This is a genomic window from Candidatus Alistipes pullistercoris, from assembly GCF_027665465.1.
GTDB classification, from domain to species: domain Bacteria; phylum Bacteroidota; class Bacteroidia; order Bacteroidales; family Rikenellaceae; genus Alistipes_A; species Alistipes_A hominis.
In genome coordinates this window covers 78823-102837 of record NZ_JAQDED010000010.1, presented here as the reverse complement: position 1 = coordinate 102837, position 24015 = coordinate 78823, and the positions used below count along the sequence as shown (strand labels likewise).

Sequence of the window (24015 nt, the reverse complement as noted above, 5' to 3'; positions counted from 1 at the left end):
AGGGTGTCCGTCCTGTGCTCGGTCGCATCCACGAGGTATGCCTTGAACCAAATTTTGTCTCCGGCCCCGTAGTAGGGTTTGTCCAGATGAAGCCACAACTTCTCCTGATGCTGGCGTGCCGTGCGCTGGAAAAACGACTCGATGGACGGTAAAAGATCGTCGGTAGGATTGGACGAATCCGATATCTGTGCGAAAAGATCAGTCGCCAGCATCAGGCAGACCGACACGAACAGCCGGGAGAGACTTTTCATAATGAACGAATTTAGAAACCCGTTCATAAAATTAAACAATAAAAAAACTAATTCAAATATTTATACGCTTTTTATTTATATTTATATGGTCGTTGGGCGGTTATTTTTTATCGTTCTGTCGGTTCAGCAGGGATTCCGCTTCTTCGAGCGCCTGGAAAAACGGTTCTCCGAAACGGCGCACGATCGCCGTGCGCAACGCGCGATAAACCGGAACGCCGTATTGGCGGCCTTGCAGGCAGGCGCTTTTGCAGATGTTCCAGCGGTGGTAATTCAGGCCGACCGATCCGTTGCCGAATACGGCGACCCGGATCGGGTAGAGGTGGCACGAGATCGGTTTGACGAATCCGGTGCGACCTTCGTTGTACGCCCGCTCGATGGCGCACAGCGTGATCCCGTTCTCCTCGAACGAGAAGGCGCATTCGGCGTCGCCGATCAGCGGGGTGGTGTAGTCGCCGTCGCGGTCGACGACCATGAATCCCTGTCGTTCGATGGCGGCGATCCCTTCCGGTTTCAGGTAGGGTTTGTAGGTTTCGTATTCGCGTTCGAGGATTTCGATCTCTTCGGCTTCGAGCGGAGCCCCGGCGTTGCCTTCCACGCAGCAGGCGCCTTTGCAGCGGGACGGATCGCAGCAAAATTTTTCGGTCAGCAGGTCGGTGCTGACGATTTTGTCGTCGATCTGGATCATTCTGCCTGTTTTGAAGTGTCTTCGATAATTAGGTCGTACAGTTGCCCGACGGTCATGCCCATCGCCTGCGCTTGCTGGGGAATGATGCTGTGCGCGCTCATGCCCGGAATCGTGTTGACTTCGATCAGGTAGGGGCGGTCTCCCTTGACGATGAAATCGATCCGCACCACGCCGCGGCAGTTGAGCGTTTTATAGGCCGACAGGGTCATCGCGTTCACTTTGCGGACGATCTCCGCGTCGAGCGGGGCCGGGGTGATCTCTTTCGAAAGGCCCTTGTATTTGGCGTCGTAATCGAAAAATTCGGTTTCGCATACCAGTTCGGTGATCGGGAACAGGTATTCTCGGCCGCCGGCGATCAATACGCCGCAACTGATTTCGCGTCCTTGGATATACTCTTCGATCAGCACGTGATCGCTCTCGGCGAATGCCTTCTCGACCGCCGGCAGGATTTGATCCGCGCTTTTGACTTTCGTTACGCCGAAACTGCTGCCGCTGGCGTTCGGTTTGACGAACAGCGGCAGGCCCAGTTCGCCGGCAACGGCAGCCGGGTCGATTTTCGTATTCCTGCCGACCAAAATTTCCCGCGCCAGGTCGATGCCTGTTCCGGCGAGAGCCCGTTTGCAGGCCGATTTGTCGAATGTGATGACCGATGTGACGAATCCGCACGAAGAGTAGGGGATTTTCATCATGTCGAGGTATCCCTGCAGGCGTCCGTCCTCGCCGGGGGTGCCGTGAATCAGGATCAGCGCATAGTCCGGTCTGATCTTTTCGCCTTTTATTTCGATCGTGAAATCGTTGCGATCCAGTTCCGAGACGACGCCGTCCTCGTCCATGTAGTTCCAGCGGCCGTCGTGCAGGATGATTTTGTAGACGTTGTATTTGGTGCGGTCGAGATTTTGTTCGACCAGCGAGGCTCCTTCGAGTGCGATCTGCCATTCGGACGATTCTCCTCCGGCGATCAGTGCGATGTTTTTCATAAAATCCGGGTTTGAGTTGAAACGACGCAAAGATAATGTTTTCGCCCGGAACTCCGGTTACGGATTGTACAAATCGAAGTGGCGGAACGCGAAAATTTCGCGCAACAGCGCAATGTAGGCGTCCGCTTCGGGGTTGTCCGGACAGAGTCGCTTCGCGCGTAGGAAATCGTTCAACGCGCAGTCGAATCGTCCGGTTCGGTGTAGCAATTTGCCGCGTCGGATCAACAGCCTCGCGTCGTCGGGCCGCTGCTCGATGGCGCTGTTCAGCGCTGTTATTTCATCGGTCAGTTCCTGCGGAATATCCATAAAGCCGGTGTTTTTTGATATATTCCCACACGCCGCCGGGCAGCTCCGTTGCGGGATTTTCTCCCTGCGCGATCCGTGTCCGGACGTCGGTCGCCGCCTGCGGCAGTTCTTTGAGATTCGTTAAGATCGTAAAGCCGTCCGACCGGGCGGATTCCGGTGTCGGATAACCCGGACGCGGATAGACCAGCACCCGGTATCTGTCGAGAATCTCTTGGGAATGCATCCATTTCGGGAAACCGGCCATGTTGTCGCTGCCGATCAGCAGGCTGAATTTCCGGCCGGGATATTCCGTGCGTAGCTTTTCGAGCGTGCGGATCGTGCGGTTCGGCTTCGGCAGCCGGAATTCGATGTCCGAGACGGCCATGCGGTCGCTATGAACGGCGCTTTGCAGCGCGATGCGCGCCATTTCGATCCGGTCGGTTTCGGGGGCGAGTTCTTTGCCCGCTTTAAACGGGTTTTGCGGCGATACGACGAACCAAAGCGCTTCGGCTCCCGTCGATTCCAATACGGCATCGGCCACGGCCACGTGCCCCCGGTGCACCGGGTTGAACGACCCGAAATAGAGTATCGTTTCCGCCTGCATGAAACGGCCCGTTATCCGATGAACGCTTCGGTGATCCGCTCCGCCTCGGCGACAGCGGTAGCCAAGCAGTCGTTGACGACCACCCGGTCGAATTGCGGCGCGAAGGCGAGTTCCTGTTCGGCTTTCGCCACGCGGCGGGCGATCGTTTCGGGCGAGTCGGTGCCGCGTCCTTCGAGCCGCCGTTGCAGTTCGTCGACCGACGGCGGCATGACGAATACCGACAGCGCCTGCGCGCCGAAAATCCGTTTCAGGTTGACGCCGCCTTTGACGTCCACGTCGAACACGATCACGTGTCCTTTGTCCCAGATACGTTTCAGTTCGCTGCGCAGCGTGCCGTAGCACGTTCCGGCATAGACTTCTTCCCATTCGACGAACTCCCCGGCGGCGGCCCGCGCCTTGAAGTCGTCGTTACTCAGAAAATAGTATTCGCGTCCGTCGGCTTCCGTCCCGCGCGGCGCGCGGCTGGTCGCCGAGATCGAAAATTCGAGCTGCGGGAAGCGTTCCAGCAGACGGCCTATGATCGTCGATTTGCCCGATCCCGACGGGGCGGAGAAAATCAGTACTTTTCCGGAGACTGTTTGCATGTGTCCTGAGTTGTGTTGGCGCGACGTCCGATTCCGAAACGCCGGCTGATGGATTCGATGGATTTCGACAGAAAACTTTCTGCCGGATTTTCGGAAACAAATGTAGTTACTTTTGACCGAAAAGTCAAAAAAACCGTATCTCGCGCTCCGGAATCTGTGGAATTGCTGCGGAACGGGTTGTTTTTTCGTATAGCGCGTCTATCTTTGTAGAAAGACCGTTTTACTAACCCGTTTTTTATTTTGCTATGAAATACCTGCGTCATTTGTTTTGTTCGGCATTTTTTTGCGCCGTTTTTTCCGCTTCGGGCGAAGAGATGCCCAATATCCTGCGTAACGAGGCACTCTCTTTCGAAGTCGGAGGACATGTCGGCGAACGGTTGTCTGCGAACGAAAAGACGTGGCTCGTTCCGCTGCTGGAAAACAATCCGGACCTGTTCGGCGCGTTCCTGCGTCCCGATTCGAATACGTTGTTCAAGTGCATGTGGCACGGTGAATTTCCCGGTAAGATACTTGCGGGCGTGGCGCAGACCTACCTGGCTACCCGGAACCCGGCTACGCTGACCGTCGGTCGGCGGATGACGGAACTGCTGGCGCGTTCCCAGCGCAGCGACGGATACCTGGGCCCCTGGTCCGACCGGGAGCGTTTCGACAATCCTCCTGAAAAATGGGATACCTGGGGGCATTACCACTGCCTGTACGGACTGTATCAATGGTACCGGGTGACCGGCGACCGACAGGCGTTGGAGGTCGTCTGCCGGGCGGCCGATTGCCTGTACGATTATTTCATCCTGGGTAAGCGGACCTTCGCCTCGCAGAATTGGGGAGAATGCAATTTTGCCGCGAGCCACATGTTCGCCCTGCTGTACGAACAGACCCGCGATCCGCGCTATCTGCAAGCGGCCGAATACATTGTCCGTACCGAATGGACGCTTCCTTACCATGATTTTTATACGAACAGTACGTTGTCCTGCAACTGGCTTGAGTCGTCCCTGGCCGGGACCCCTTTCTGTTATTCGGCGCAGAAGCGCTGGGAAAGCCTCTATACGCTGACCACGCTGGCCGTTCTCTACCGAGTAACCGGCAACCGGGATTATGCCGACGCGATGGAGTCGTTGTGGTGGGGGATCGTGAGCCACGACCGCCACAATACCGGCAGTTTCGGAACCGGCGAGGGCGCTACCGGCGATATTTACGGCGCGGGCAGCGAAACCTGCAATACGGTGGCTTGGATGACTTTTTCGACCGAGTACCTGAAGTTGAGTAAAAATTCCTACGTGGCCGACGAACTGGAGCTTTCGTATTTCAACGCTACGCTGGGGAGTCAGTTGGGCGACAAGGAGTTCGTCTACATGAACTCGTCCGATGGGCAGCGTGTCAGTTCGCAGATCGAACTGGCGCCCCACAGTTATGAGGGAGGGCGCGAAATGAACTGTTGCCAGGCGAGCGGCAACCGGGGCCTGAGCCAGTTTACCCAGTGGGGCGTGCTGAACGACGACCGGGATATTTATTTGAATTATTACGGACAGTCGAACGTCCGGACGCTTACGCCGAAAGGGCATCCGATCGGAATCGTGCAGCAAACCGATTACCCGAAAAGCGGTTCCGTACGGATTACGCTCGATCCCGGCCGCGCCGAACGTTTCGGACTGAACCTGCGAATCCCCGTGTGGTCGTCCCGGGCCTCGGTGAGGATGAACGGCGTACCGTGCAGCGGCGTAACTCCGGGACATTATTACCGGTTGGAGCGAAAGTGGAGGTCGGGCGACGTCGTGGAACTCGATTTGGATATGCGCGTCCACTACTGGGTCGGGGACGGAAACATGGCCGGTCGTACGTCGGTTTATTACGGTCCGGTATTGCTTTCCGTAGCAAAGCCTTCCGAAGAAGCGGTGAAATACCGGTTCACTCCGGAATCGTTCGACGCACTGGCTTTCGAAAAACGGCCGGGACATTGGTTTTATGCCCGGGTAGCTACTGCCGACGGACATACCGTTGCCGTCGAGGACTATGCCGCCAAACCCGCGAATACTCCGTATACGACCTGGTTGAATGTCGATACCGGCCTGACTCCCGTCGTTTTCAGCCGGGACACGATTCCGGTTTGGAGCAACCGGCCGTAACCGGGATTGTGGAGCGAGGGTTAAAGGATATTGAGTACCTGCTCCTTGATTTTTTCGAGTTCGTCCTTCATTTCGACGACCTTTTTCTGGATCGTGGCTTCGTTGGCTTTCGACCCGAGCGTGTTGATCTCGCGGCCGAGTTCCTGCGCGATGAAGCCGAGCTTGCGGCCGGGAGCCTCTTCGCCGCGGGCTACTTCGCGGAAATATTTGCAATGGTTCTGAAGTCGTACTTTCTCCTCGGTGATATCCAGTTTCTCAATATAATAGATCATCTCCTGTTCGAGCCGGTTCGCGTCGAACGGGATGCCGAGCGATTCGATGTTTTCGCGGATGCGCGTTTTGATCGTCTCGGCGCGCGCCTTTTCGAACGGGACGATCTCCTCTTTGAGCTGTTCGATCCGGTCGATTCGGCGCAACAGGTCGGCGATCAGGATCGCGCCTTCCTGAATACGGAACTGTTCCATGTGGTCGACCGCCTCTTCGACGCACCGTTTCAGCGCTTGGGTTTCCGCTTCCGAAACGGTCTGCTGGTCGTTCTGGATCACTTCGGGCAGCCGCAAGACGGCGGGTACGACGGCGGCGTCCAGCGCGCTTCCGTTCCAGTCGATCCCGTTTTCGGCGGCGATTTCGCGGATTTGCCCGAAATAAGCCGTAAAGGTCTTCCGGTCGATGTTGACCGGGACGCTGTCGCCGGTTATTTCGTAAGAGACGTAGGCGTCGATCTTTCCCCGCTGGAGCCGCTTGCCGATCCGGTTGCGGATTTCGTATTCGCTTTGCCGGTAGACGGCCGGAACCTTTACCGTCAGGTCGAGCTGCTTGCTGTTCAGCGAACGGATTTCGACGGTTATCTTTTTGTGATCGAGGACGGCTTCGGCTTTGCCGTAACCGGTCATGGATTTTATCATCGGGATGCGTTGTTAGATGAGGTTTGCAAAAGTAGCTTAAAAATGGGTTAAAAAAAATAAAAGAGCTCGCAAGCCGATTAAAAATACGTTTTTTTTGCGTGTTTTGGAAATAATTTAATAACTTTGGAACCTGTTAATTCCGATTCCGAATACTAAACTTAATATGTCTTAAAACTATGAAAAAACACAATTTCAATGCAGGTCCTTCGATTCTTCCGCGCGTGGCGATTGAGAATGCGGCAAAAGCTATTTTGGATTTTGAGGGTTCCGGATTGTCGTTGCTGGAGATTTCGCACCGTACCAAAGACTTCGAGGCTGTCAACAACGAAGCCATGGCCCTGTTCCGCGAATTGCTGAATATTCCCGACAACTATAAGATCCTCTTTTTGGGCGGCGGCGCCAGCACGCAGTTTTTCGAAGTGCCGTACAATTTCCTCGAAAAGAAGGCCGGATACGTGAACACCGGCGTATGGGCCAAAAAAGCGATCAAGGAAGCCAAAAATTTCGGCGAAGTGCAGGTGCTCGCCTCGTCCGAGGATAAAAACTTTACTTATATTCCGAAAGGATATGCGATCCCGACCGATTTGGATTACCTGCACATTACGACCAACAATACGATCTACGGTACCGAATACCACACCGATATCGACTCGCCGGTGCCGGTGATCGCAGACATGAGTTCCGATATCCTGAGCCGTCCGGTGGACGTTTCGAAATACGGCATGATTTACGGCGGCGCGCAGAAGAACATCGGTCCCGCCGGGGTGACGTTCGTGATCGTTCGCGAAGACCTGCTCGGCAAGGTGTCCCGTCCGCTTCCGTCGATGGTCGATTACCGCAACCACATCGCCAACGATTCGATGTTCAATACGCCCCCGGTATTCGCGATCTACGTCGTGAAAGAAACCCTGAAGTGGTTGAAGTCGATCGGCGGCGTGAAAGAGATTCAGAAACGTAACCGGGCGAAAGCTGAGCTGCTGTACGACGCGATCGACAACAGCAAGGTATTCGTCGGTACGGCCGTGAAGGAAGACCGTTCGCTGATGAACGTTTGCTTCGTGATGCAGGAAAAATACGCCGACCTGGCTCCCGAATTCCTCGAATTCGCCAAAGGCAAAGGCATGGTCGGCATCAAGGGACACCGTCTGGTGGGCGGTTTCCGTGCGTCGATCTACAATGCGCTGCCGATCGAAAGCGTTCAGGCGTTGGTAGACTGTATGCGGGAATTCGAAAAAATGCACGTAAAATAATCGGTAAAAACGAAAGTTATGGGCCTTGTTACGACATTACGACCTACGTTGGCGAAAAAGGCCGTGTTTTTTCAATCGTTAATTAATGTAGAAACTATGAAGATATTGGTAGCTACCGAAAAGCCGTTTGCGAAAGCGGCGGTCGACGGAATACGCGAAATCATTGAAGGGGCGGGTTACGAACTGGCCTTGCTGGAAAAATATGCGGACAAGGCCGACCTGCTGGCGGCCGTGAAAGATGCCGACGGGCTGATTATCCGCAGCGACAAAGTGACGGCCGAAGTAGTCGCCGCCGCCGAGAAACTGAAAATCGTCGTTCGCGCCGGTGCCGGTTACGACAACGTCGACCTGGCCGCCTGCACCGCCAAAGGGATCGTCGTGATGAATACCCCGGGGCAGAACTCGAACGCCGTGGCCGAATTGGTCGTGGGCATGATGGTTTTTATGGCGCGCAATCAGTTCACCCCCGGCACCGGATCGGAGATCAGCGGCAAACGGCTCGGAATCCAGGCTTACGGCAACGTCGGCCGCATCGTGGCCCGTTACGGCAAGGCGTTGGGCATGAAGGTGTGCGCTTTCGACCCGTTCGTCCCGGCCGACGTTTTCAAAGCCGACGGCGTGGAAGTGGCGGATTCGGTCGAAAAGCTGTATGCTTCGTCCGACTTTCTTTCGCTGCACATTCCGGCTACCGATCAGACTCGGAAGTCGATCGGTTACAAGTTGCTGACCTCGATGCCCAAGGGCGCTACGTTGGTCAATACGGCGCGTAAGGAGGTGATCGACGAGGCCGGCTTGATGCAGGCGCTCGAAGAACGCCCCGACCTGAAATACATCACCGACATTGCCGCCGATGCGCAGCCGCAACTGGCCGAAAAGTTCGGTAAACGGGTTTTCGCAACGGCGAAAAAGATGGGAGCCGAGACTGCCGAAGCGAATGTCAACGCGGGGCTTGCCGCCGCTAATCAGGTGGTTGATTTCCTGAAGAACGGCAACCGTCGTTTCCAGGTCAACAAATAGACCTGAATTTTAACAACAGGGCCCCCGGCAGTGTGCGGGGGCTTTTTGTCTTATTGAATTGAGGATTAATTGTAAATAGTGATTTCATGGTAAGAATAAAACCGTTCAAAGGGATTCGCCCGCCGAAGGAGTATGCCGCCGAGGTGGCGTCGCGCCCGTACGACGTGCTCAATTCGGAGGAGGCGAGCAAGGAAGCGACCGAAAAATCGTTGCTGCACATCATAAAACCGGAGATCGATTTCAGCCCGATCGCCGACGAACATTGCGCCGAGGTTTACGATAAAGCTGTCGAGAATTTCAAGAAATGGCGTGAAAAAGGGTGGCTCGTGCAGGACGATACGGAGAAATATTACGTCTATGCCCAGACGATGGACGGACGGACGCAGTACGGGCTGGTAGCCGCCTGTCATTTCGACGATTACCTGACCGGTAAGATTAAAAAGCACGAACTGACCCGTCCCGACAAAGAAGAAGACCGGATGATCCACGTGCGCAATCAGAATGCCAATATCGAACCGGTATTCTTCTCGTATCCGGCCGATACCGAGATGGATATGATCGTGCGCGGAGTGGTGGAAAACAACGCGGCCGAATACGATTTCACCGCGGCCGACGGGTTTCGCCATCAGTTCTGGGTGATCGACGATCCGGCCGTGCAGCGACGGATTACCGAGATTTTCGAACAAATTCCGGCGTTGTACGTGGCCGACGGGCATCACCGTACGGCCGCCGCCGCGCGGGTCGGGCAGGAGAAGATGAAGACCAATCCGGCGCATACCGGAGACGAGGAGTATTGTTTCTTCCTGGCCGTTATTTTTCCGGACAGTCAATTGAAGATCATCGATTACAATCGCCTCGTAAAAGATCTGAACGGCTTGACGCCCGAGCAGTTGCTCGCGGCGCTCGAGAAAAGTTTTGCAGTGGAGGACAAAGGTACGGAAATCTATCATCCGACCGAGTTGCATAATTTCGCGATGTACCTTGGCGGCCGCTGGTACAGCCTGACGGCCAAGGCCGGGACGTACGACGATAACGATCCGATCGGCGTGCTCGACGTGACGATCCTGTCGAACCTCGTGCTCGACGAACTGCTCGGCATCAAAGACCTGCGCACCGACAAGCGGATCGACTTCGTCGGCGGTATCCGCGGGTTGGGCGAGTTGCAGCGCCGCGTCGACAGCGGTGAAATGCAGGTGGCTTTCGCCCTCTATCCGGTGTCGATGAAGCAACTGATCGACATCGCCGATACGGGCAATATCATGCCTCCGAAAACGACTTGGTTCGAACCGAAACTGCGTTCGGGACTGGTGATCCATTCGTTGGAATAATCGGGCTGAAAATACTTTTTTACCGAAAACAGGGGGCGTTAAGCCTCCTGTTTTTTTGTTCGGTACCCGGCTGAGTGCAAGCGGGAAACCCTGCCGCAGCGTCATTTTTGGTGTCGTAGCAAAGTCCGGAAAGCGTCTCCGTTTTGCAGTCCGGCGTACTATTTTTGACTGAAATTAAAAATTGGATATGGCTAAAATCAAAGGAACCGTAGTGATCGAGCGCGACCGTTGCAAGGGTTGCCGGGTGTGTGTCGAGGCGTGTCCGATGCGGGTGCTCGATCTGGCGGCCGAAGTGAATGCGAAGGGATATAATTACGCGCGGATGGTCGATCCGGACGCCTGTACCGGTTGCGCGTCGTGCGCGCTGGTATGTCCCGACTGTTGTATTACGGTTTACCGGCAGAAAAATCCGGGAGTTTGATTTATAAGGAAGGAGGTATGGAAGAGATACGATTGATGAAAGGGAACGAAGTGGTGGCCGAAGCCGCCGTGCGCTGCGGTTGCGACGGCTATTTCGGTTATCCGATCACGCCCCAGTCCGAAATACTGGAAACGCTGACCGCGATGCGGCCGTGGGAGACGACCGGTATGGTCGTGTTGCAGGCCGAGAGCGAAGTGGCGGCGGTGAACATGCTTTACGGCGGCGCGGCCTGCGGTAGGCGGGTGATGGCCTCGTCGTCGAGTCCGGGTATCAGCCTGATGTGCGAGGGGCTCAGTTACCTGGCCGGCGCCGAACTGCCGTGCGTGGTGGTGAACGTATCGCGCGGCGGGCCGGGGCTCGGGACGATCCAGCCGTCGCAGGCCGACTATTTTCAGGCAGTCAAGGGCGGCGGCCACGGCGACTACCACCTGATCGTGCTGGCTCCCAATTCGGTGCAGGAGATGTACGATTTCGTACCGCTGGGTTTTGAACTGGCGTTCAAGTACCGCAATCCGGTAATGATTCTGTCGGACGGCGTGATCGGCCAGATGATGGAGAAAGTGATGCTGACCGAACCCCAGCCGCGCTGGAGCGACGCCTATATTGCCGAACACTGGGGCGGCTGGGCTACGACCGGCAAGCCGGCCGACCGCAAACGGAACATCGTTACGTCCGTCGAACTCGATCCGCTGCGCCAGGAGCGGTTCAACCTGAAACTGTCCGAAAAGTACCGGACGATCCGCGAAAACGAGGTGCGCTACGAGGCCGTGCAGTGCGACGATGCCGATTACGTATTGGTCGCTTACGGGTCTTCCGCGCGTATTTCCCAGAAAGCGGTCGAGCTGGCTCGCGAGGAGGGACTGAAAGTCGGACTGCTACGGCCGGTTACGCTCTATCCGTTCCCGACCGGAGCGATCGACGAACTGTCGCAGCGCGTCAAAGGTTTCCTGTCGGTCGAAATGAGCACCGGGCAGATGATCGAGGACGTGCAGTTGGCCGCCCGGTGTCGCGTTCCGGTATTCCATTTCGGGCGCACGGGCGGCGTGGTGCATTCGCCGAGCGAGGTGCTGGAGGCGCTGAAAAAGAATTTTTCGTTAAAGTAGAAGTTTATGGCTGAATCTGAAATAAAATTGATCCCGGAAAACCGGGTCTATGCGAAGCCCCGGCTGCTGACCGATGCCGTGATGCACTTCTGTCCGGGGTGCAGCCACGGAACGATCCACAAACTGGTCGCCGAAGTGATCGACGAAATGCAGGTCGAGCACGACGCGATCGGCATTACGCCGGTAGGCTGCGCGGTGCTGGCGTACGACTACGTCGATATCGATTGGGTGCAAGCGGCGCACGGGCGCGCGGCGGCGGTAGCTACGGCGATCAAACGGCTGAATCCGTCGAAGCTGGTCTTTACGTACCAGGGCGACGGCGACCTGGCCGCGATCGGAACCGGCGAGACGATCCACGCGTGCAACCGCGGCGAGAACATCACGATCATCTATGTCAACAATGCGATCTACGGCATGACCGGCGGGCAGATGGCTCCGACGACGCTGCTTGGCATGAAGACCGTGACGACTCCCGAAGGACGCGATCCACAGTTGCACGGTTACCCGTTCAAGGTGGCCGATATGTTGGCGCATCTCGACGGGGTGTGCTACTTGACGCGGCAGAGCGTCCACACCCCCGGTGCCGTCCGTAAAGCGAAAAAGGCGTTGCGTAAGGCCTTCGAGAATTCGATGCAGCGGAAAGGGCTGTCGTTCGTCGAATTCGTAGCGACCTGCAATTCGGGCTGGAAAATGTCGCCGACCGAGGCGAACCGGTGGATGGAGCAGAACATGCTGCCGCTGTATCCGCTGGGGGATATCAAAGGATAATAATTTGTTTACCGAACGCGTTTAATCGTAGAGATATGTTTAAAGAAGAGATTATCATAGCCGGTTTCGGCGGACAGGGCGTGCTGTCGATGGGCAAAATTCTCGCCTACTCGGGCGTGATGCAGGGACTCGAAGTGAGCTGGATGCCGTCTTACGGCCCGGAAATGCGCGGCGGAACTGCCAATGTGACGGTGATCCTGAGCGACCGGCAGATCAGTTCGCCGATCGTACACGATTACGATACGGCGATCATCCTGAACCAGCAGAGCATGGATAAGTTCGAACCGCGCGTCAAGCCGGGCGGCGTGCTGATTTACGATCCGAACGGGGTGGTGCGCCCACCGCAGCGCAAGGATATCCGGGTGTATGCGATTCCGGCGACCGAAGAGGCTGCCCGGCTGGGCAACATACGCGTTTTCAATACGATGATCCTGGGCGGCTACCTGAAAGTGAAGCCGGTCGTATCGCTCGACAACGTTTTCCGGGGACTGGCCAAATCGCTGCCGGAACGGATGGCGTCGCTGATCCCCGCTAACGAAGCGGCCATACAGAAGGGCATGGAGATTATCCGGGTGCCCGAAATGGTGGCCTGAACTGCCGGGAGCTGACCTTTTGTTCCGGAGTCCGCTGAGGGAGAGGAACGGCTTTCTCGTGCACGGAGGGTATCAGCCTTTCGAAAAATGCCGAATTGTCGGAAATTATTGTTAGTTTTGTAACGATATAATTCCGAACGAGCATGAATTTCAGATATCTGATAACGGTATCCCTGTTATTTGTTTTGACCGCAACCACGCTCCACGGCCAATCGCGCAGGCGCCGTCCGGTCGTTCCGGCGACGTTGCACATCGAAGATCTGCCGCAGCAGCCGTTGGATACGCTGGCGACCGACGATCCCGAAACCCGGATCATTATTTTCAGCAATAATACCTGGCGTTACTACCGTCCCGCGCTGAAAGTGCGGGATTCGCTGCCGGTCTATATGCAGCATTGGGATACCTCGCAGGTTTTCGCTTATAAAAGCATCGCTTACGAGGATCTACCGTCGGTGGTGGATCTGAATCTGGTAAAGGATCTGTCCGGATTCAAAGCTCCGGTAGTCGGCTCGGTGCTGTCGAAATACGGCCCGCGCGGCCGCCGCAACCACAACGGCGTGGATATTCCGCTGAAGATCGGCGAACCGATTTACGCCGCGTTCGACGGCAAAATTCGTTATGCGAAGTACAATACGGGCGGTTTCGGGAATCTGGTGATCGTCCGGCATGAAAATGGCCTGGAAACCTGGCATGCTCATCTTTCGAAGCTCAATGTCAAGGTGAACGATTACGTTAAATGCGGGCAGGTAATCGGATTCTGCGGTTCGACCGGGCGCAGCCGGGGACCGCATCTGCATTTCGAAATGCGTTACTGCGATCAGACCTTCGATCCCGAATTTATCGTCGATTTCCAGACGGGGCAGTTGAAATACCAGACTTTCGCCCTCGAAAAACAGTTCTTCAACATTCATTCCCGCGCTTCGGAAATTCTGGAAGAGGACGACGACGACTTTCCGTTGCTGGCTTCTGCGGAAGGGGATACTGCCTCCGGCGACATTCTGGAACGGATCGCCGCCGCCCAGAAAAAGGAGGAGCAACAGACTAAAACGGCGACCGTCAGTTCCAGCAACGCCGTTTACCATACGATCAAACAGGGCGATATTCTCGGTCGGCTGGCGCTTAAATACGGCGTTTCGGTCAGTCAGATATGCCGCCTGAATAACATCACTCCGAAAACCGTGCTGAAGCTCGGCCGGCGTCTGCGGATCAAGTAGCTTTGAATCCGGATGTTTTTATGACATTTTTGTCTTATAGGTAGTTGCGCGCTCCGAAGATGTAGCTTCCGATACGCACCATCGTGCTGCCGCATGAGACGGCGATCGGATAATCGGAGGTCATGCCCATCGAAAGCGTATCGAAATCGCGGTCGAAATACTCGTTTCCCAACCTGACGAACAATTCGTGCAGACGGGTGAATTCGGCGCGGATCGTCTCTTGATCCTCGGTATGGGTCGCGACGCCCATAAGTCCCCGGAAACGAACGGAGTTCAGGTTCCGGTAGGCGCCCGTTTGCAGGTAGTCGACCAGGTCTTTCTCGCTCCATCCGTGTTTCGACGCTTCCCGTGCGATGCGTATTTCGAGCAGGACGTCGATCGTTCGGTCGTTTTTGACCGCTTCTTTCTGGATCACGTCCAGCAGTTTCGCCGATTCCACCGAATGGATCATCGCGACGAATGGGGCGATGTATTTGACTTTATTGGATTGCAGGCCGCCGATCTGATGCCATCGGATGTCCTTCGGCAGGGCATGGTACTTCTCGACGAGTTCCTGCGGGCGGTTTTCTCCGAAAGCGCGTTGCCCGGCCCGGTAGGCTTCCAGAACGGCTGACGGCGGATAGGTTTTCGATACGGCGATCAGTTCCACGTGTTGCGGCAGCGCCGCGCGGAGCCCGGTGATTTTTTCGGCAATCGACATGATATTTCCTGTAACGTTTCAGTATCCAAAGTTAACGAAAAAACGGCAAACAAAAACCGACGATACTCCTTTTCTGCACACGAAATTCATGCAGACGGCGTATGTCGGAATCGGTCTGTGCCGAACAGGCGTTTTCGCCGGAAACCTATTTGATCAGCCTGTTGGTCTCCGTGTCGGGAAAAACGACCCACGGCTTGAACGTTTTGGCTTCTTCGAAGTCCATCAGCGCGTACGAGATGATGATCACTACGTCGCCGACTACGCAACGGCGCGCCGCCGGCCCGTTCAGGCACACGGCTCCGCTGCCGCGCTCCCCTTTGATGATATAAGTTTCGAGACGTTCCCCGTTGTTGACGTTCACGATCTGAACTTTCTCCCCGGCGATCATATTGGCAGCATCCAGCAAATCCTCGTCGATGGTGATACTCCCCACATAACTGAGGTTGGCCTCGGTTATGGTCACCCGGTGTATCTTGGACTTGAATACCTCTATCTGCATTGCTTTGTTCCCCAATTAGTTAGTGCGGCGTAGGCCGCAGTTCTCCTGATAAAAACATGTTACCGATCGGCAAATTTAACAAATATATTTAAATCCCCAATCTTTTATCGGCCTCGTGCGATTTTCTTAGGCCACAGTCGTTTGCGTGTTGTTATAAGCGTTTATATACCATCCTGTTACAAGATCGCGATATTGTCGATCAGCCGCACGTTGCCGGCCTGGACGGCGATGCAGCCGCGCATCGGGAACGTGTCGCTCCACCGGTCGATCCCTTCCAGCGTATCGGCGTTGACCACTTCGAAATATTCGACTTGCAGCAGCGGGTCGGCGTCGATCCGTTCGACGACCCGGCGTTTCATTTCGTCCACCGACATGCTGCGCGCGCTTTCGACCCCTTCCTTCAGAGCTTTGTAGATCAGCGGCGCGGCGGCCCGGTGTGCGGGTGTCAGCAGCGCGTTGCGCGAACTGAGCGCCAGTCCGTCGGTGTCGCGGACAATCGGACATGCGACGATTTGCAGCGGGTAGTCGCACTGACGTACCAATTCCCGAATCACGGCGATCTGCTGGAAATCCTTTTCACCGAAATAGGCCTTGTCGCAGCGGACGATGTCGAACAGGCGGCTCACCACTTGGGCTACGCCGTTGAAATGCCCCGGCCGGTGCGCGCCTTCCATCACCTTGTCCAGCAGCCCGAAATCGAATACTCGCGTATCTTTTTCCGGATAAATGTCTTCTACCGAAGGGGTCAGCGCGAAGTCGGCGCCTGCTTTTTCGAGCAGTGCCAGATCGGCTTCCACGGTTCGCGGGTAGTTTTTCAAATCGTTCGGGTCGTTGAACTGGGTCGGATTGACGAAAATGCTGACGACGACCGTGTCGCATTCCCGCCGGCACTGTTCGACCAGCGACAAGTGCCCGTTGTGCAACGCTCCCATCGTCGGGACGAAACCGCACGTGCCCGGGTGCCGTTTCAGTTCGTCGGAAAGCGCTGCGTTCCTTGTGAAAACTTTCATCGAAATCGTTTTTTCAGGCGATATTACCGCCTTTATTTTAACGGCACAAAGGTAGAAAATTGCTTATAATAATCTAATTTTTTCGGGAAAAAGGTTGTAACTTTGCGAAGAACCTAAGTTTTCTTTTATGAAAAGAATCTTTACTGTTTTACTTATGACGATACTTGCTGCGGGCGTCGGGGGATGCCGGAAAAAGATAACCGAAGAAAAATTCAATTGGGTGGCGGACCGCTTCGACGACATCCGGGTGCTGAAATACCGGGTTCCTGGGTTCGATACGCTTGCCCTGAACGAGAAGTTGCTGATCTATTACCTGAGTCAGGCCGCTCTGAGCGGGCGCGACATTTTGTTCGACCAGAACGGGCGTTACAACCTGCGGATCCGCCGTACGCTGGAAGCCATCTATCAGGGATATGCCGGCGATCGGAAAGATCCGCGTTTCAAGCAGTTCGAGAAATACCTCAAGAAAGTGTGGTTCGCCAACGGCATCCACCATCATTATTCGACCGACAAGTTTCGGCCGGAATTTACCGAGGCCTATTTCGACGAGTTGGTAGCCGGTACGCCGAAAACGGATTTTCCGATGGATTTCGGTTCCGTGGAACGGGTGATAGCCGAGATCAAACCGGTCGTTTTCGACCCGGAGGTGATGCCCAAACGGGTGAACCTCGCTGCCGGAGAAGATATTATCCGGGCGTCGGCCAACAATTATTACGAAGGGGTCTCCCAGCAAGAGGTCGAGGAGTTTTATGCCGCCCGGATGGACCCGAACGACCGGACGCCGGTTTCCTACGGATTGAACAGCAAGTTGGTCAAAGGCGGCGACGGACGGTTAGTGGAGCAGGTTTGGAAAGTGGGAGGCATGTATTCTCCGGCGATCGAAAAGATCGTTTACTGGTTGCAGAAGGCTTCGGAGGTGGCTGTGGGCCGTCAGAAGGAAACGATCGATGCGCTGATCGCTTTTTATAAGAGCGGCGATCTGAAGCAATTCGATAAGTACAGCATCTTGTGGGTCGGGGATACGGCCTCTAAAGTCGATTTCGTGAACGGTTTTATCGAGAGTTACGGCGATCCGCTGGGGTATCGCGGTTCGTGGGAGAGCATGGTGAACTTCCGGGACGAGGATGCGACCGAACGGACGAAGATCATCTGCGAAGCCGCCCAGTGGTTCGAGGATCATTCCCCGGTCGACGAACAGTTCCGGAAAAAAGAGGTGAAAGGCGTTTCGGCAAAGGTAATTACCGCCGCCATACTTGGCGGCGACTGTTATCCGGCCACGCCGATCGGCGTCAACCTGCCGAATGCAGACTGGATCCGCCGCGATCACGGTTCCAAATCGGTGACCGTCGGCAACATCACGTCCGCTTATGCGGAGGCTGCCAAGGGTAACGGTTTCGACGAAGAGTTCATATTCGATTCGGAGACGATCGAACTGCATAAAAAGTACGGCTCGCTGGCCGACGACTTGCATACCGATCTGCACGAGTGCCTCGGACACGGTTCGGGACAACTGGTGCCGGGCGTGAAGGGCGACGAACTGAAAAATTACTCTTCGACGCTGGAAGAGGCGCGCGCCGACCTGTTCGCGCTGTACTATCTGGGCGATCCGAAAATGGTCGAACTGGGACTCGTTCCGTCGTTCGACGTGGCCAAGACGGAGTATGCCGTTTACATGATGAACGGGATGATGACCCAGTTCGCGCGGATCGAGCCGGGCAAGACGGTCGAGGAGGCGCACATGCGCAATCGGAAGCTGATCGCCGAGTGGTGCTATGAGAGAGGCAAAGACGAGCGGGTCGTCGAAAAAGTGGTGAAAGACGGGAAAACCTATATCGTGGTGAACGATTATCAGAAATTGCGGGGGCTTTTCGGCGAACTGCTGAAGGAGATTCAGCGGATCAAGAGCACCGGCGATTTCGAGAGCGGCCGGGAGTTGGTCGAAACCTACGCTGTGCAGATCGATCCCGAGTTGCACAAAGAAGTGCTCGACCGTTATCAAAAGCTCGGTCTGGCGCCTTACAGCGGCTTTGTCAATCCGGTTTACCAACCGGTCATGGAAAACGGGGAGATCGTCGACGTCAATGTCGAATATACCGACGACTATGCCGGTCAGATGATGGAGTATTCGCGCGAATATTCGTTCCTGCCTTCGGTAAACTGACCGGAAATGCGAACCGTCTCCGCTACGAAAAATCGTATCTTGCTTTACGGCCTGGACTGGTTTACCGAGCAGCATGACGCCGGTATGGTTTGCGTGAAGGGAAATGTCCGTTACCGGGATGCCGTTTACGAAGGGGCCGCTTTCTGTAGACTGGTCGCTTCCGCGGCTGCGGATGCCGGCGCCTTCGGGGAGTTCGTTCGGGAGTTGAACGGCTGTTTTGCCATCGTCCTACAGCGGGACGGCGCATTGTGTGCGGCGACCGACCGACTTCGTTCTTTTCCGTTGTGCCGGACCCGGTTCCGGGACGCATGGCTGGTGACGGACGACCTGCTGCGGGCGATGGAAGATACCGGAATGCAACCGGAAATCGATTCCGGGGCAATGGAGCAGTTTCTTCTGTCGGGTTTCGTCATTGGACAGCGGACGGTGTTCCGGGACATTTTTGCCGTGCAGGCTGCCGAGATAGTCCGCCTGCGGGATGCGGAGACGGAATCCGAACGCTATTTCCTTTACGATCCGAAAATGAACGTGACGCCCGACCCGGCGGAAGGGGTACGGACAGCGGATACGCTTTTCGCGCAGGCGATCCGGCGGATGACCGAGAGCGCCCCCGACGTGCGAAACTGGATCGTCCCGTTGAGCGGGGGACATGACTCCCGATTGATTGTCAATTATTTGTATAAGGCCGGTATCCGTAACGTCGTTTGCTATTCGTACGGCGTTCCGGAAAACCCGCAGTCTCGCCTGAGTCGCGAAGTGGCCGAAGCGTTCGGGTACGAATGGCATTTCGTAGAGTATACGCGCGGACTGTTCGATGCGATCCGGGAGCAGGGATTGCTCGATCGGTATTTCCGTTTCGCGTCCTGTTGCGCGTCGAGTATGCCTCATACGCAGGATTTCGCGGCTGTTTACGAACTCGGCCGGCGCGGCATTCTACAGCGCGGCGATCTGTTCGTTCCGGGACATACGCTCGATTTTCTGGCGGGCAGCCACCTGACCCCGCAGGTTTGCGCTATCCAGACGTCGACACAGGCGGCGGAAGCCGTGCAGAGGCATTTCTCTAATTGGGGTTCCCGGCGGCCGGATCGTGCGCTGCAACGCGAAATCGGGCGGATACTGAACGATACGGGCGTTTCGTCGAACGGTTTTCCGGAATGTTTCGACTGGCAAGAGCGGCAGGCCAAGTTTATCATGCACAGCCTGAGGGTATACGAATTTTTCGGTTACGGATGGCGCACTCCGTGGTGGGATAACGACCTGACCGCTTTTTGGCAGGATATGGACGTGCCGGCCAAACTGAACCGGAGCTTCTTTTTTTACGGCGAGAAACACGGTTGGTTGGATGCGAAGCTGAAGGGTATCCCGTTCGAAAACGAACTTTGTCCGCCGCGTGCGTCCAAACCGTTGAGCCGCCGGATCATCGAAGCCGTCCCGCCGTCCGTCCTGTCGCGATTGCTGCGTGCGACCGGTTATACGCGCAAATTCCGGATCAACGAGGGATTGCACGACCTGTACGGCGATATTCCGATCGAGCGGTTGCTGGCTCCGTTTTCCGTGCTTCCGGGATACCTGCGCCGGCACATCGCCCCTTACCGGAAACGACTGGCCTCGCAATACGACTATCACCAGGTGACGTTGGCCTATGCGATCCGGTGGTTGTTTTTCGGATCGGTCGGCCGGTAATTCTCGTTCCGGGCCGGACGAAATTCCGGAATTTTCCCTGTTTTTTTCATTTTGGCAAACATTTGGTATTCCGTAGCGAAAGGGGAACCGCCTGCGGCCGGGAAAGTCGCGTTCGAAGCGGTTTATCTCGTTATACTTCGAAAAAACGGAATGATTATGAAAAAAGTTGTGATTATCGGTGCGAGTGGATTCGTCGGTTCGGCCATTTTGAGCGAAGCGCTGGAAAGGGGATTCCGGGTGACGGCGATCGTGCGCCATCCCGAGAAAATGACCGTCCGCCGACCCGAACTCGAAGTCGTCTCCGGCGACGCTTCCGACCGGCAGTTCCTTGCAGGAGCGGTTTCCGGCAGCGATGCCGTGATCAGCGCGTACAATCCGGGTTGGCGGAACCCGGATATCTATCGGGAAACGTTGCGGGTTTACCCGCTTATTATCCGGAGCGTGAAGGAAGCCGGCGTCCGTCGGTTGCTGATCGTCGGCGGGGCCGGAAGCCTGTACGTTGCGCCGGGGGTGCGCGTGATGGACCGGGGTGTTCCGGAAGCGTTCGCTCCGGGCGTCAAGGGACTGGCCGAGGTCTACTATTCGTACCTGATCCCGGAAAAGGAGCTGGATTGGGTCTTTTTCAGTCCGGCCGCCAACCTCGTTCCGGGCGAACGCACCCGAAAATTCAGGCTGGGCAAGGACGACCTGATCCGTAGCGTTTCCGGAGAGAGCCGGATATCGGTAGAGGACTATGCCGTGGCGATGATCGATGAACTGGAGAAAGAGATGCACCACCGCGAACGTTTTACGATCGGGTATTGATCCGGGGTTACGAAAACGACGAAGCCGTTTCCGCAATGGGAACGGCTTCGTCGTTTGGTAAAGGGAGCGTTTACCGGATCGGCCGTCCGCTGAAATCGACCAGCACCGGATCGCCCAGTCCGAGGGATTTCACCCCTTCCAACTGCGTTTTGGCGTCGCCCACGACGACGACGGTCATGTCGTCGAAGTTCAGGTACTTTCCGATCACGGTTTTCGCCTGGTCGAGCGTAAACGTTTTCAGCGTGTTTTCGTGCTGTTTGACGTAATCGTCCGGCAGGCCGAACAGCACGATCGTGCGCAGCATGTTTAGCTGTGCGTTAGGCGTTTCGAGGGCGCCGTTCATCGTGCGCAGCATGGCTTCTTTCGAATGGTCGAGCCACTGCTGCGAGTAATCCGTCCCGTAGTTTTTCAGAATGTCGCGCAGCAAGGTCAGCGATTCCCGCGTGACGGTCGCCTGTACGCTCGACCACGCCTGGAACGTGTTGATCAGGTTGCCTTGTGAAAACCCTGAATAGGCCCCGTAAGTATATCCGTGCTGCAGGCGCAGGATTTCGAACAGCAGACTGCCCGCCGATTCGCCGAGTTTGTCGTTGACGATCACGGCCGGGTAGGCGTCCGGATCGGCGATGGGCATGGCTTTCGATCCGACGATAACGTAGGACTGGCGGGCGCCGGGGTAGTCCGCAAAAAAGACCTTGGCGGCCGGTCGCGCCGCATTATCGTCGATCAGCGGTATGCTGACCGCTGTCGCTTCCCATTTTTCGGTCAGCGGAGCCAGCGCCCGTTCGACTTCCGGGCGGGTCAGTCCCCCGACGAAGCTCATTCGGGCCGCTTTTGGCGTGAAGTGGGCCGCATAGAACGCTTTCAGGTCGTCCAGCGTGATCGTCTGTACGGACGCCTCGGTTCCGGTCACGTTGTTCGAAAGAATGTTGTTCGCTCCGAAAATGACTTTGTTGAATACGTCCGATGCGATCGCTTTGGGTTCGGCACTGCGCTGGCGGATGTTGTCGAGCGCCCGCTCTTTGACCACGGCGAACGATTTTTCGTCCCAACGCGGCGACAGCAGCATTTCTCCGACCAGCGCCATGACCTGCGGAAAGTTCCGTTTCAGGCAATTTCCGGAGACGGTCATCGATTCGCGCGCGGCGGCGACCCGGATCTGGGCGCCGAGTTGCCCGATCGCGTCTTCGAGTTCTTCGGGCGTCCGCGAAGCGGTGCCTTCGTTGAGCATCTGTGCGGTCAGGTAGGCGACTCCCACCTTGTCCGGATCGTCGAGCAGCATACCGTCGTTCAGTTCGATCGTGAAATTCACGAGCGGCAGTTCGCAATATTCGATCCCTTTGACCGTCATTCCGTTGCCGAGCACTGCGCTCCATATTTCCGGGATTTTCAGTTCGGGCGTGTTAGGCAGCAGGTCCGGTTCGACGCTGCGGTCGAACCGCGACGGCGTTTTTTCGTACGGATCGTCTGCGACGGCTCCCGATTCGGCGTTCATCTGCTGCTCGCCGATCGTCTCCTGCTCGGGTGCTATCTGTGTCGATCCGGTCAGCGCCAGAGAGGCTTCTCCTTCCGGGTAGATACTGACGGCGAGTAGGTTGCGGCCTTTGACGTATTTTTCGTAGACGCGCATTACGTCGTCCGCCGTTACGGAGCGGTAAGCGTCGAGTTCTTTTAGCATCCGGTCGGGCGTTCCGCCGAATACGTTGTCGTGCGCCATGGCGAGCGCCTTGCCGTTGGTCGAAGTCAGCCGGTTGTAGGTGCGCGTCTCTTCGGTGATCTTATACCGTTCGAGGTCTTTCGGGTCGATGCCGTCCCGCTCGAAACGCGCCAGCGCTTCGTCGTAAGCGGCCTTCACGTCGTCCAGTTTTACGCCGGGGAATGTCTTGGCGTCGAATACGATCATGCCTGATATTTCGAGCTGGTAGTTGAACATCTCCACTTCGGGCGCCAGTTTGCGCTCCTCGACGAGTACTTTGTACAGCGGGGATTTTTTATCTCCGGCGAGCAAGTTCGTCAAAAAGTCGAGCGCATAACCGTCCCGGTGGTAGGCTTCGACGCCCGGGTAGGCGAGAATCAGCATCGGCGCATTGCAGAACGTGTCCTCGTAAGAAATTTTGCGCGTCGCGTCGAGTTCGACGTTCCATGTTTTCGGGGCCTCCGGAACGGGCCGGGCGGGAATCTCCCCGAAATATTTTTCGATCAGCGCTTTGGTCTGAGCCGGGTCGAAATCGCCGGCGACGACCAACGTGGCGTTGCCCGGAAGGTAATACCGTTCGTAGAACTCCTTGACGTCTTCGACGGTCGCGCTTCTCAAATCGGGAATTTCGCCGATCACCGTCCAACTGTACGGATGTCCTTCGGGGAACAGGTTTTTGAACACCAGGTCGAAAGCCAGTCCGTACGGAGCGTTTTCGCCCTGTCGTTTTTCGTTCGATACGACGTCGATTTCGCGTTTCAGTCCGCCTTCGGTCACCGTGTTGATGAAATAGCCCATCCGGTCGGACTCCATCCACAGCACTTTTTCCAACGCATCGCGCGGGACGGTTTCGTAGTAGACGGTGCCGTCGTTGCTCGTGCCGCCGTTGAACGTTCCGCCCATCGCGTCGATTTTTTGGAAAAAGGCGTTGCGCGGCAGGTTTTCGGAGCGCTGGAACAGCATGTGTTCGAAGAAGTGCGCGAAACCGGTTTTGCCCGGCTTTTCGCGGTTGCTGCCTACGTGATACTGGATGGCCACCGACACTACCGGGTCGGAGTCATCGTGGTGAAGAACGACCTCGAGGCCGTTCGCGAGGACGTATTTCTCGTAATCGAGCGATACGCTGTCGTCGTTGTTTTTATTTCCGCAACTATTCATACTCAAAAGGGTACATGCCAGCAACGGAAGCATCAGTTTGTTTCTCATGGATCCGATCTGTGTTTAACGTCATTTGGTTTCACTTTTAAAGGAACGTACAAATTTAGCATATTATGGTTCCGAATGAAGAAAAAGAGTGAAAAACCTGGCCGCCGACCGGATTTTTTGTTTTCCGGCGCAGCCGGTTTTTGTATCTTTG

The 24015-nt window shown here is 56.1% G+C and carries 23 protein-coding genes; 12 read left to right on the top strand and 11 right to left on the bottom strand.

Annotated features, from left to right (window positions below):
• The 6 genes from PGR91_RS12090 to gmk form a co-directional block, all read right to left on the bottom strand.
• Positions 1-251 (bottom strand): hypothetical protein (locus PGR91_RS12090; RefSeq protein WP_147387413.1); only part of this gene is annotated, 251 nt, incomplete at its 3' end.
• Positions 252-351: 100 nt separating this feature from the next.
• Positions 352-936, bottom strand: a complete 585-nt coding sequence (locus PGR91_RS12085; protein WP_055206227.1) for a DUF3109 family protein — start codon at positions 934-936, stop codon at positions 352-354.
• Complete coding sequence (locus PGR91_RS12080; protein ID WP_055206256.1) at positions 933-1913, bottom strand: D-alanine--D-alanine ligase; 981 nt, start codon at positions 1911-1913, stop codon at positions 933-935. The genes PGR91_RS12085 and PGR91_RS12080 overlap by 4 nt, the downstream gene beginning before the upstream one ends.
• 57 nt (positions 1914-1970) lie before the next feature.
• Positions 1971-2219, bottom strand: a complete 249-nt coding sequence (locus PGR91_RS12075) for a hypothetical protein (protein WP_125147261.1) — start codon at positions 2217-2219, stop codon at positions 1971-1973.
• A complete protein-coding gene (gene nadD, locus PGR91_RS12070) occupies positions 2191-2802 on the bottom strand; it encodes a nicotinate (nicotinamide) nucleotide adenylyltransferase (RefSeq protein WP_118657060.1) in 612 nt (203 codons plus the stop codon). The genes PGR91_RS12075 and nadD overlap by 29 nt, the downstream gene beginning before the upstream one ends.
• A gap of 11 nt (positions 2803-2813) precedes the next feature.
• Entirely contained in the window at positions 2814-3386 is a 573-nt protein-coding gene (gmk, locus tag PGR91_RS12065) for a guanylate kinase (protein ID WP_101573422.1), read from the bottom strand.
• Between the two features lie 245 nt (positions 3387-3631).
• Between gmk and PGR91_RS12060 the strand changes: the two genes are divergently transcribed.
• Positions 3632-5506 (top strand): beta-L-arabinofuranosidase domain-containing protein, encoded by a 1875-nt coding sequence (locus PGR91_RS12060; RefSeq protein WP_118657058.1) that lies wholly within the window; start codon positions 3632-3634, stop codon positions 5504-5506.
• Positions 5507-5526: 20 nt separating this feature from the next.
• On the opposite strand, the gene PGR91_RS12055 is transcribed toward PGR91_RS12060, so the two are convergent.
• Positions 5527-6411: a YicC/YloC family endoribonuclease gene (locus PGR91_RS12055; protein WP_257937106.1), complete on the bottom strand. Its 885-nt coding sequence runs from the start codon at positions 6409-6411 to the stop codon at positions 5527-5529.
• Positions 6412-6587: 176 nt separating this feature from the next.
• Here PGR91_RS12055 and serC point away from each other — a divergent pair, with 176 nt between their 5' ends.
• The 8 genes from serC (at position 6588) to PGR91_RS12015 (ending at position 14105) form a co-directional block, all read left to right on the top strand.
• Positions 6588-7661 (top strand): 3-phosphoserine/phosphohydroxythreonine transaminase, encoded by a 1074-nt coding sequence (gene serC / locus PGR91_RS12050; protein WP_101573416.1) that lies wholly within the window; start codon positions 6588-6590, stop codon positions 7659-7661.
• Positions 7662-7757: 96 nt separating this feature from the next.
• The gene (locus PGR91_RS12045) at positions 7758-8678 is read left to right on the top strand and encodes a 3-phosphoglycerate dehydrogenase (protein ID WP_055206214.1); all 921 of its coding nucleotides are present in this window, start codon (positions 7758-7760) and stop codon (positions 8676-8678) included.
• A gap of 86 nt (positions 8679-8764) precedes the next feature.
• Positions 8765-10006 carry a DUF1015 domain-containing protein gene (locus tag PGR91_RS12040; RefSeq protein ID WP_118657056.1) on the top strand — a complete coding sequence of 414 codons (1242 nt, stop codon included), beginning with the start codon at positions 8765-8767 and terminating at the stop codon, positions 10004-10006.
• 187 nt (positions 10007-10193) lie between these two features.
• Positions 10194-10427, top strand: coding sequence for a 4Fe-4S dicluster domain-containing protein (locus PGR91_RS12035; protein WP_118457143.1), 234 nt, complete (start codon positions 10194-10196; stop codon positions 10425-10427).
• A gap of 17 nt (positions 10428-10444) precedes the next feature.
• Entirely contained in the window at positions 10445-11530 is a 1086-nt protein-coding gene (locus PGR91_RS12030; RefSeq protein ID WP_118657072.1) for a 3-methyl-2-oxobutanoate dehydrogenase subunit VorB, read from the top strand.
• 6 nt (positions 11531-11536) lie between these two features.
• Positions 11537-12298 carry a thiamine pyrophosphate-dependent enzyme gene (locus tag PGR91_RS12025; protein WP_055206208.1) on the top strand — a complete coding sequence of 254 codons (762 nt, stop codon included), beginning with the start codon at positions 11537-11539 and terminating at the stop codon, positions 12296-12298.
• A 35-nt stretch (positions 12299-12333) separates the two neighbouring features.
• A complete protein-coding gene (locus tag PGR91_RS12020) occupies positions 12334-12891 on the top strand; it encodes a 2-oxoacid:acceptor oxidoreductase family protein (RefSeq protein ID WP_055206205.1) in 558 nt (185 codons plus the stop codon).
• Between the two features lie 143 nt (positions 12892-13034).
• Positions 13035-14105, top strand: coding sequence for a M23 family metallopeptidase (locus PGR91_RS12015; protein ID WP_101573410.1), 1071 nt, complete (start codon positions 13035-13037; stop codon positions 14103-14105).
• A 34-nt stretch (positions 14106-14139) separates the two neighbouring features.
• Here PGR91_RS12015 and PGR91_RS12010 read toward each other — a convergent pair whose 3' ends face one another.
• The 3 genes from PGR91_RS12010 to panC all read right to left on the bottom strand — a co-directional run bounded on the left by PGR91_RS12010 (position 14140) and on the right by panC (position 16314).
• Positions 14140-14805 (bottom strand): YggS family pyridoxal phosphate-dependent enzyme, encoded by a 666-nt coding sequence (locus PGR91_RS12010; protein ID WP_101573408.1) that lies wholly within the window; start codon positions 14803-14805, stop codon positions 14140-14142.
• Between the two features lie 145 nt (positions 14806-14950).
• Complete coding sequence (gene panD / locus PGR91_RS12005) at positions 14951-15304, bottom strand: aspartate 1-decarboxylase (protein ID WP_055206200.1); 354 nt, start codon at positions 15302-15304, stop codon at positions 14951-14953.
• Between the two features lie 176 nt (positions 15305-15480).
• Positions 15481-16314 (bottom strand): pantoate--beta-alanine ligase, encoded by an 834-nt coding sequence (panC, locus tag PGR91_RS12000; RefSeq protein ID WP_101573406.1) that lies wholly within the window; start codon positions 16312-16314, stop codon positions 15481-15483.
• Positions 16315-16441: 127 nt separating this feature from the next.
• Here panC and PGR91_RS11995 point away from each other — a divergent pair, with 127 nt between their 5' ends.
• From PGR91_RS11995 to PGR91_RS11985, 3 genes are all read left to right on the top strand, one after another.
• Positions 16442-18475, top strand: a complete 2034-nt coding sequence (locus PGR91_RS11995; protein WP_409049103.1) for a dipeptidyl-peptidase 3 family protein — start codon at positions 16442-16444, stop codon at positions 18473-18475.
• Positions 18476-18481: 6 nt separating this feature from the next.
• On the top strand, positions 18482-20158 hold the full coding sequence (locus tag PGR91_RS11990; RefSeq protein WP_118657052.1) for a hypothetical protein: 1677 nt from the start codon (positions 18482-18484) through the stop codon (positions 20156-20158).
• A 156-nt stretch (positions 20159-20314) separates the two neighbouring features.
• Positions 20315-20962 carry an NAD(P)-dependent oxidoreductase gene (locus tag PGR91_RS11985; RefSeq protein ID WP_118657070.1) on the top strand — a complete coding sequence of 216 codons (648 nt, stop codon included), beginning with the start codon at positions 20315-20317 and terminating at the stop codon, positions 20960-20962.
• A 70-nt stretch (positions 20963-21032) separates the two neighbouring features.
• Here PGR91_RS11985 and PGR91_RS11980 read toward each other — a convergent pair whose 3' ends face one another.
• Positions 21033-23864, bottom strand: a complete 2832-nt coding sequence (locus PGR91_RS11980) for a M16 family metallopeptidase (protein WP_118657050.1) — start codon at positions 23862-23864, stop codon at positions 21033-21035.
• Positions 23865-24015: the final 151 nt, after the last annotated feature.

Bases quoted from the DNA above. Each gene is read 5' to 3' on its own strand.
- serC (WP_101573416.1), top strand. From the start codon at position 6,588: ATGAAAAAACACAATTTCAATGCAGGTCCTTCGATTCTTCCGCGCGTG.
- panD (WP_055206200.1), bottom strand. From the start codon at position 15,304: ATGCAGATAGAGGTATTCAAGTCCAAGATACACCGGGTGACCATAACC.
- PGR91_RS11995 (WP_409049103.1), top strand. From the start codon at position 16,442: ATGAAAAGAATCTTTACTGTTTTACTTATGACGATACTTGCTGCGGGC.
- PGR91_RS12055 (WP_257937106.1), bottom strand. From the start codon at position 6,411: ATGATAAAATCCATGACCGGTTACGGCAAAGCCGAAGCCGTCCTCGAT.
- PGR91_RS12040 (WP_118657056.1), top strand. From the start codon at position 8,765: ATGGTAAGAATAAAACCGTTCAAAGGGATTCGCCCGCCGAAGGAGTAT.
- PGR91_RS12030 (WP_118657072.1), top strand. From the start codon at position 10,445: ATGGAAGAGATACGATTGATGAAAGGGAACGAAGTGGTGGCCGAAGCC.
- PGR91_RS12035 (WP_118457143.1), top strand. From the start codon at position 10,194: ATGGCTAAAATCAAAGGAACCGTAGTGATCGAGCGCGACCGTTGCAAG.
- PGR91_RS12080 (WP_055206256.1), bottom strand. From the start codon at position 1,913: ATGAAAAACATCGCACTGATCGCCGGAGGAGAATCGTCCGAATGGCAG.
- PGR91_RS12010 (WP_101573408.1), bottom strand. From the start codon at position 14,805: ATGTCGATTGCCGAAAAAATCACCGGGCTCCGCGCGGCGCTGCCGCAA.
- PGR91_RS12045 (WP_055206214.1), top strand. From the start codon at position 7,758: ATGAAGATATTGGTAGCTACCGAAAAGCCGTTTGCGAAAGCGGCGGTC.
- PGR91_RS12085 (WP_055206227.1), bottom strand. From the start codon at position 936: ATGATCCAGATCGACGACAAAATCGTCAGCACCGACCTGCTGACCGAA.
- nadD (WP_118657060.1), bottom strand. From the start codon at position 2,802: ATGCAGGCGGAAACGATACTCTATTTCGGGTCGTTCAACCCGGTGCAC.
- PGR91_RS11985 (WP_118657070.1), top strand. From the start codon at position 20,315: ATGAAAAAAGTTGTGATTATCGGTGCGAGTGGATTCGTCGGTTCGGCC.
- PGR91_RS11990 (WP_118657052.1), top strand. From the start codon at position 18,482: ATGCGAACCGTCTCCGCTACGAAAAATCGTATCTTGCTTTACGGCCTG.
- PGR91_RS12015 (WP_101573410.1), top strand. From the start codon at position 13,035: ATGAATTTCAGATATCTGATAACGGTATCCCTGTTATTTGTTTTGACC.
- PGR91_RS12060 (WP_118657058.1), top strand. From the start codon at position 3,632: ATGAAATACCTGCGTCATTTGTTTTGTTCGGCATTTTTTTGCGCCGTT.
- PGR91_RS12075 (WP_125147261.1), bottom strand. From the start codon at position 2,219: ATGGATATTCCGCAGGAACTGACCGATGAAATAACAGCGCTGAACAGC.
- PGR91_RS12025 (WP_055206208.1), top strand. From the start codon at position 11,537: ATGGCTGAATCTGAAATAAAATTGATCCCGGAAAACCGGGTCTATGCG.
- gmk (WP_101573422.1), bottom strand. From the start codon at position 3,386: ATGCAAACAGTCTCCGGAAAAGTACTGATTTTCTCCGCCCCGTCGGGA.
- PGR91_RS12020 (WP_055206205.1), top strand. From the start codon at position 12,334: ATGTTTAAAGAAGAGATTATCATAGCCGGTTTCGGCGGACAGGGCGTG.
- panC (WP_101573406.1), bottom strand. From the start codon at position 16,314: ATGAAAGTTTTCACAAGGAACGCAGCGCTTTCCGACGAACTGAAACGG.
- PGR91_RS11980 (WP_118657050.1), bottom strand. From the start codon at position 23,864: ATGAGAAACAAACTGATGCTTCCGTTGCTGGCATGTACCCTTTTGAGT.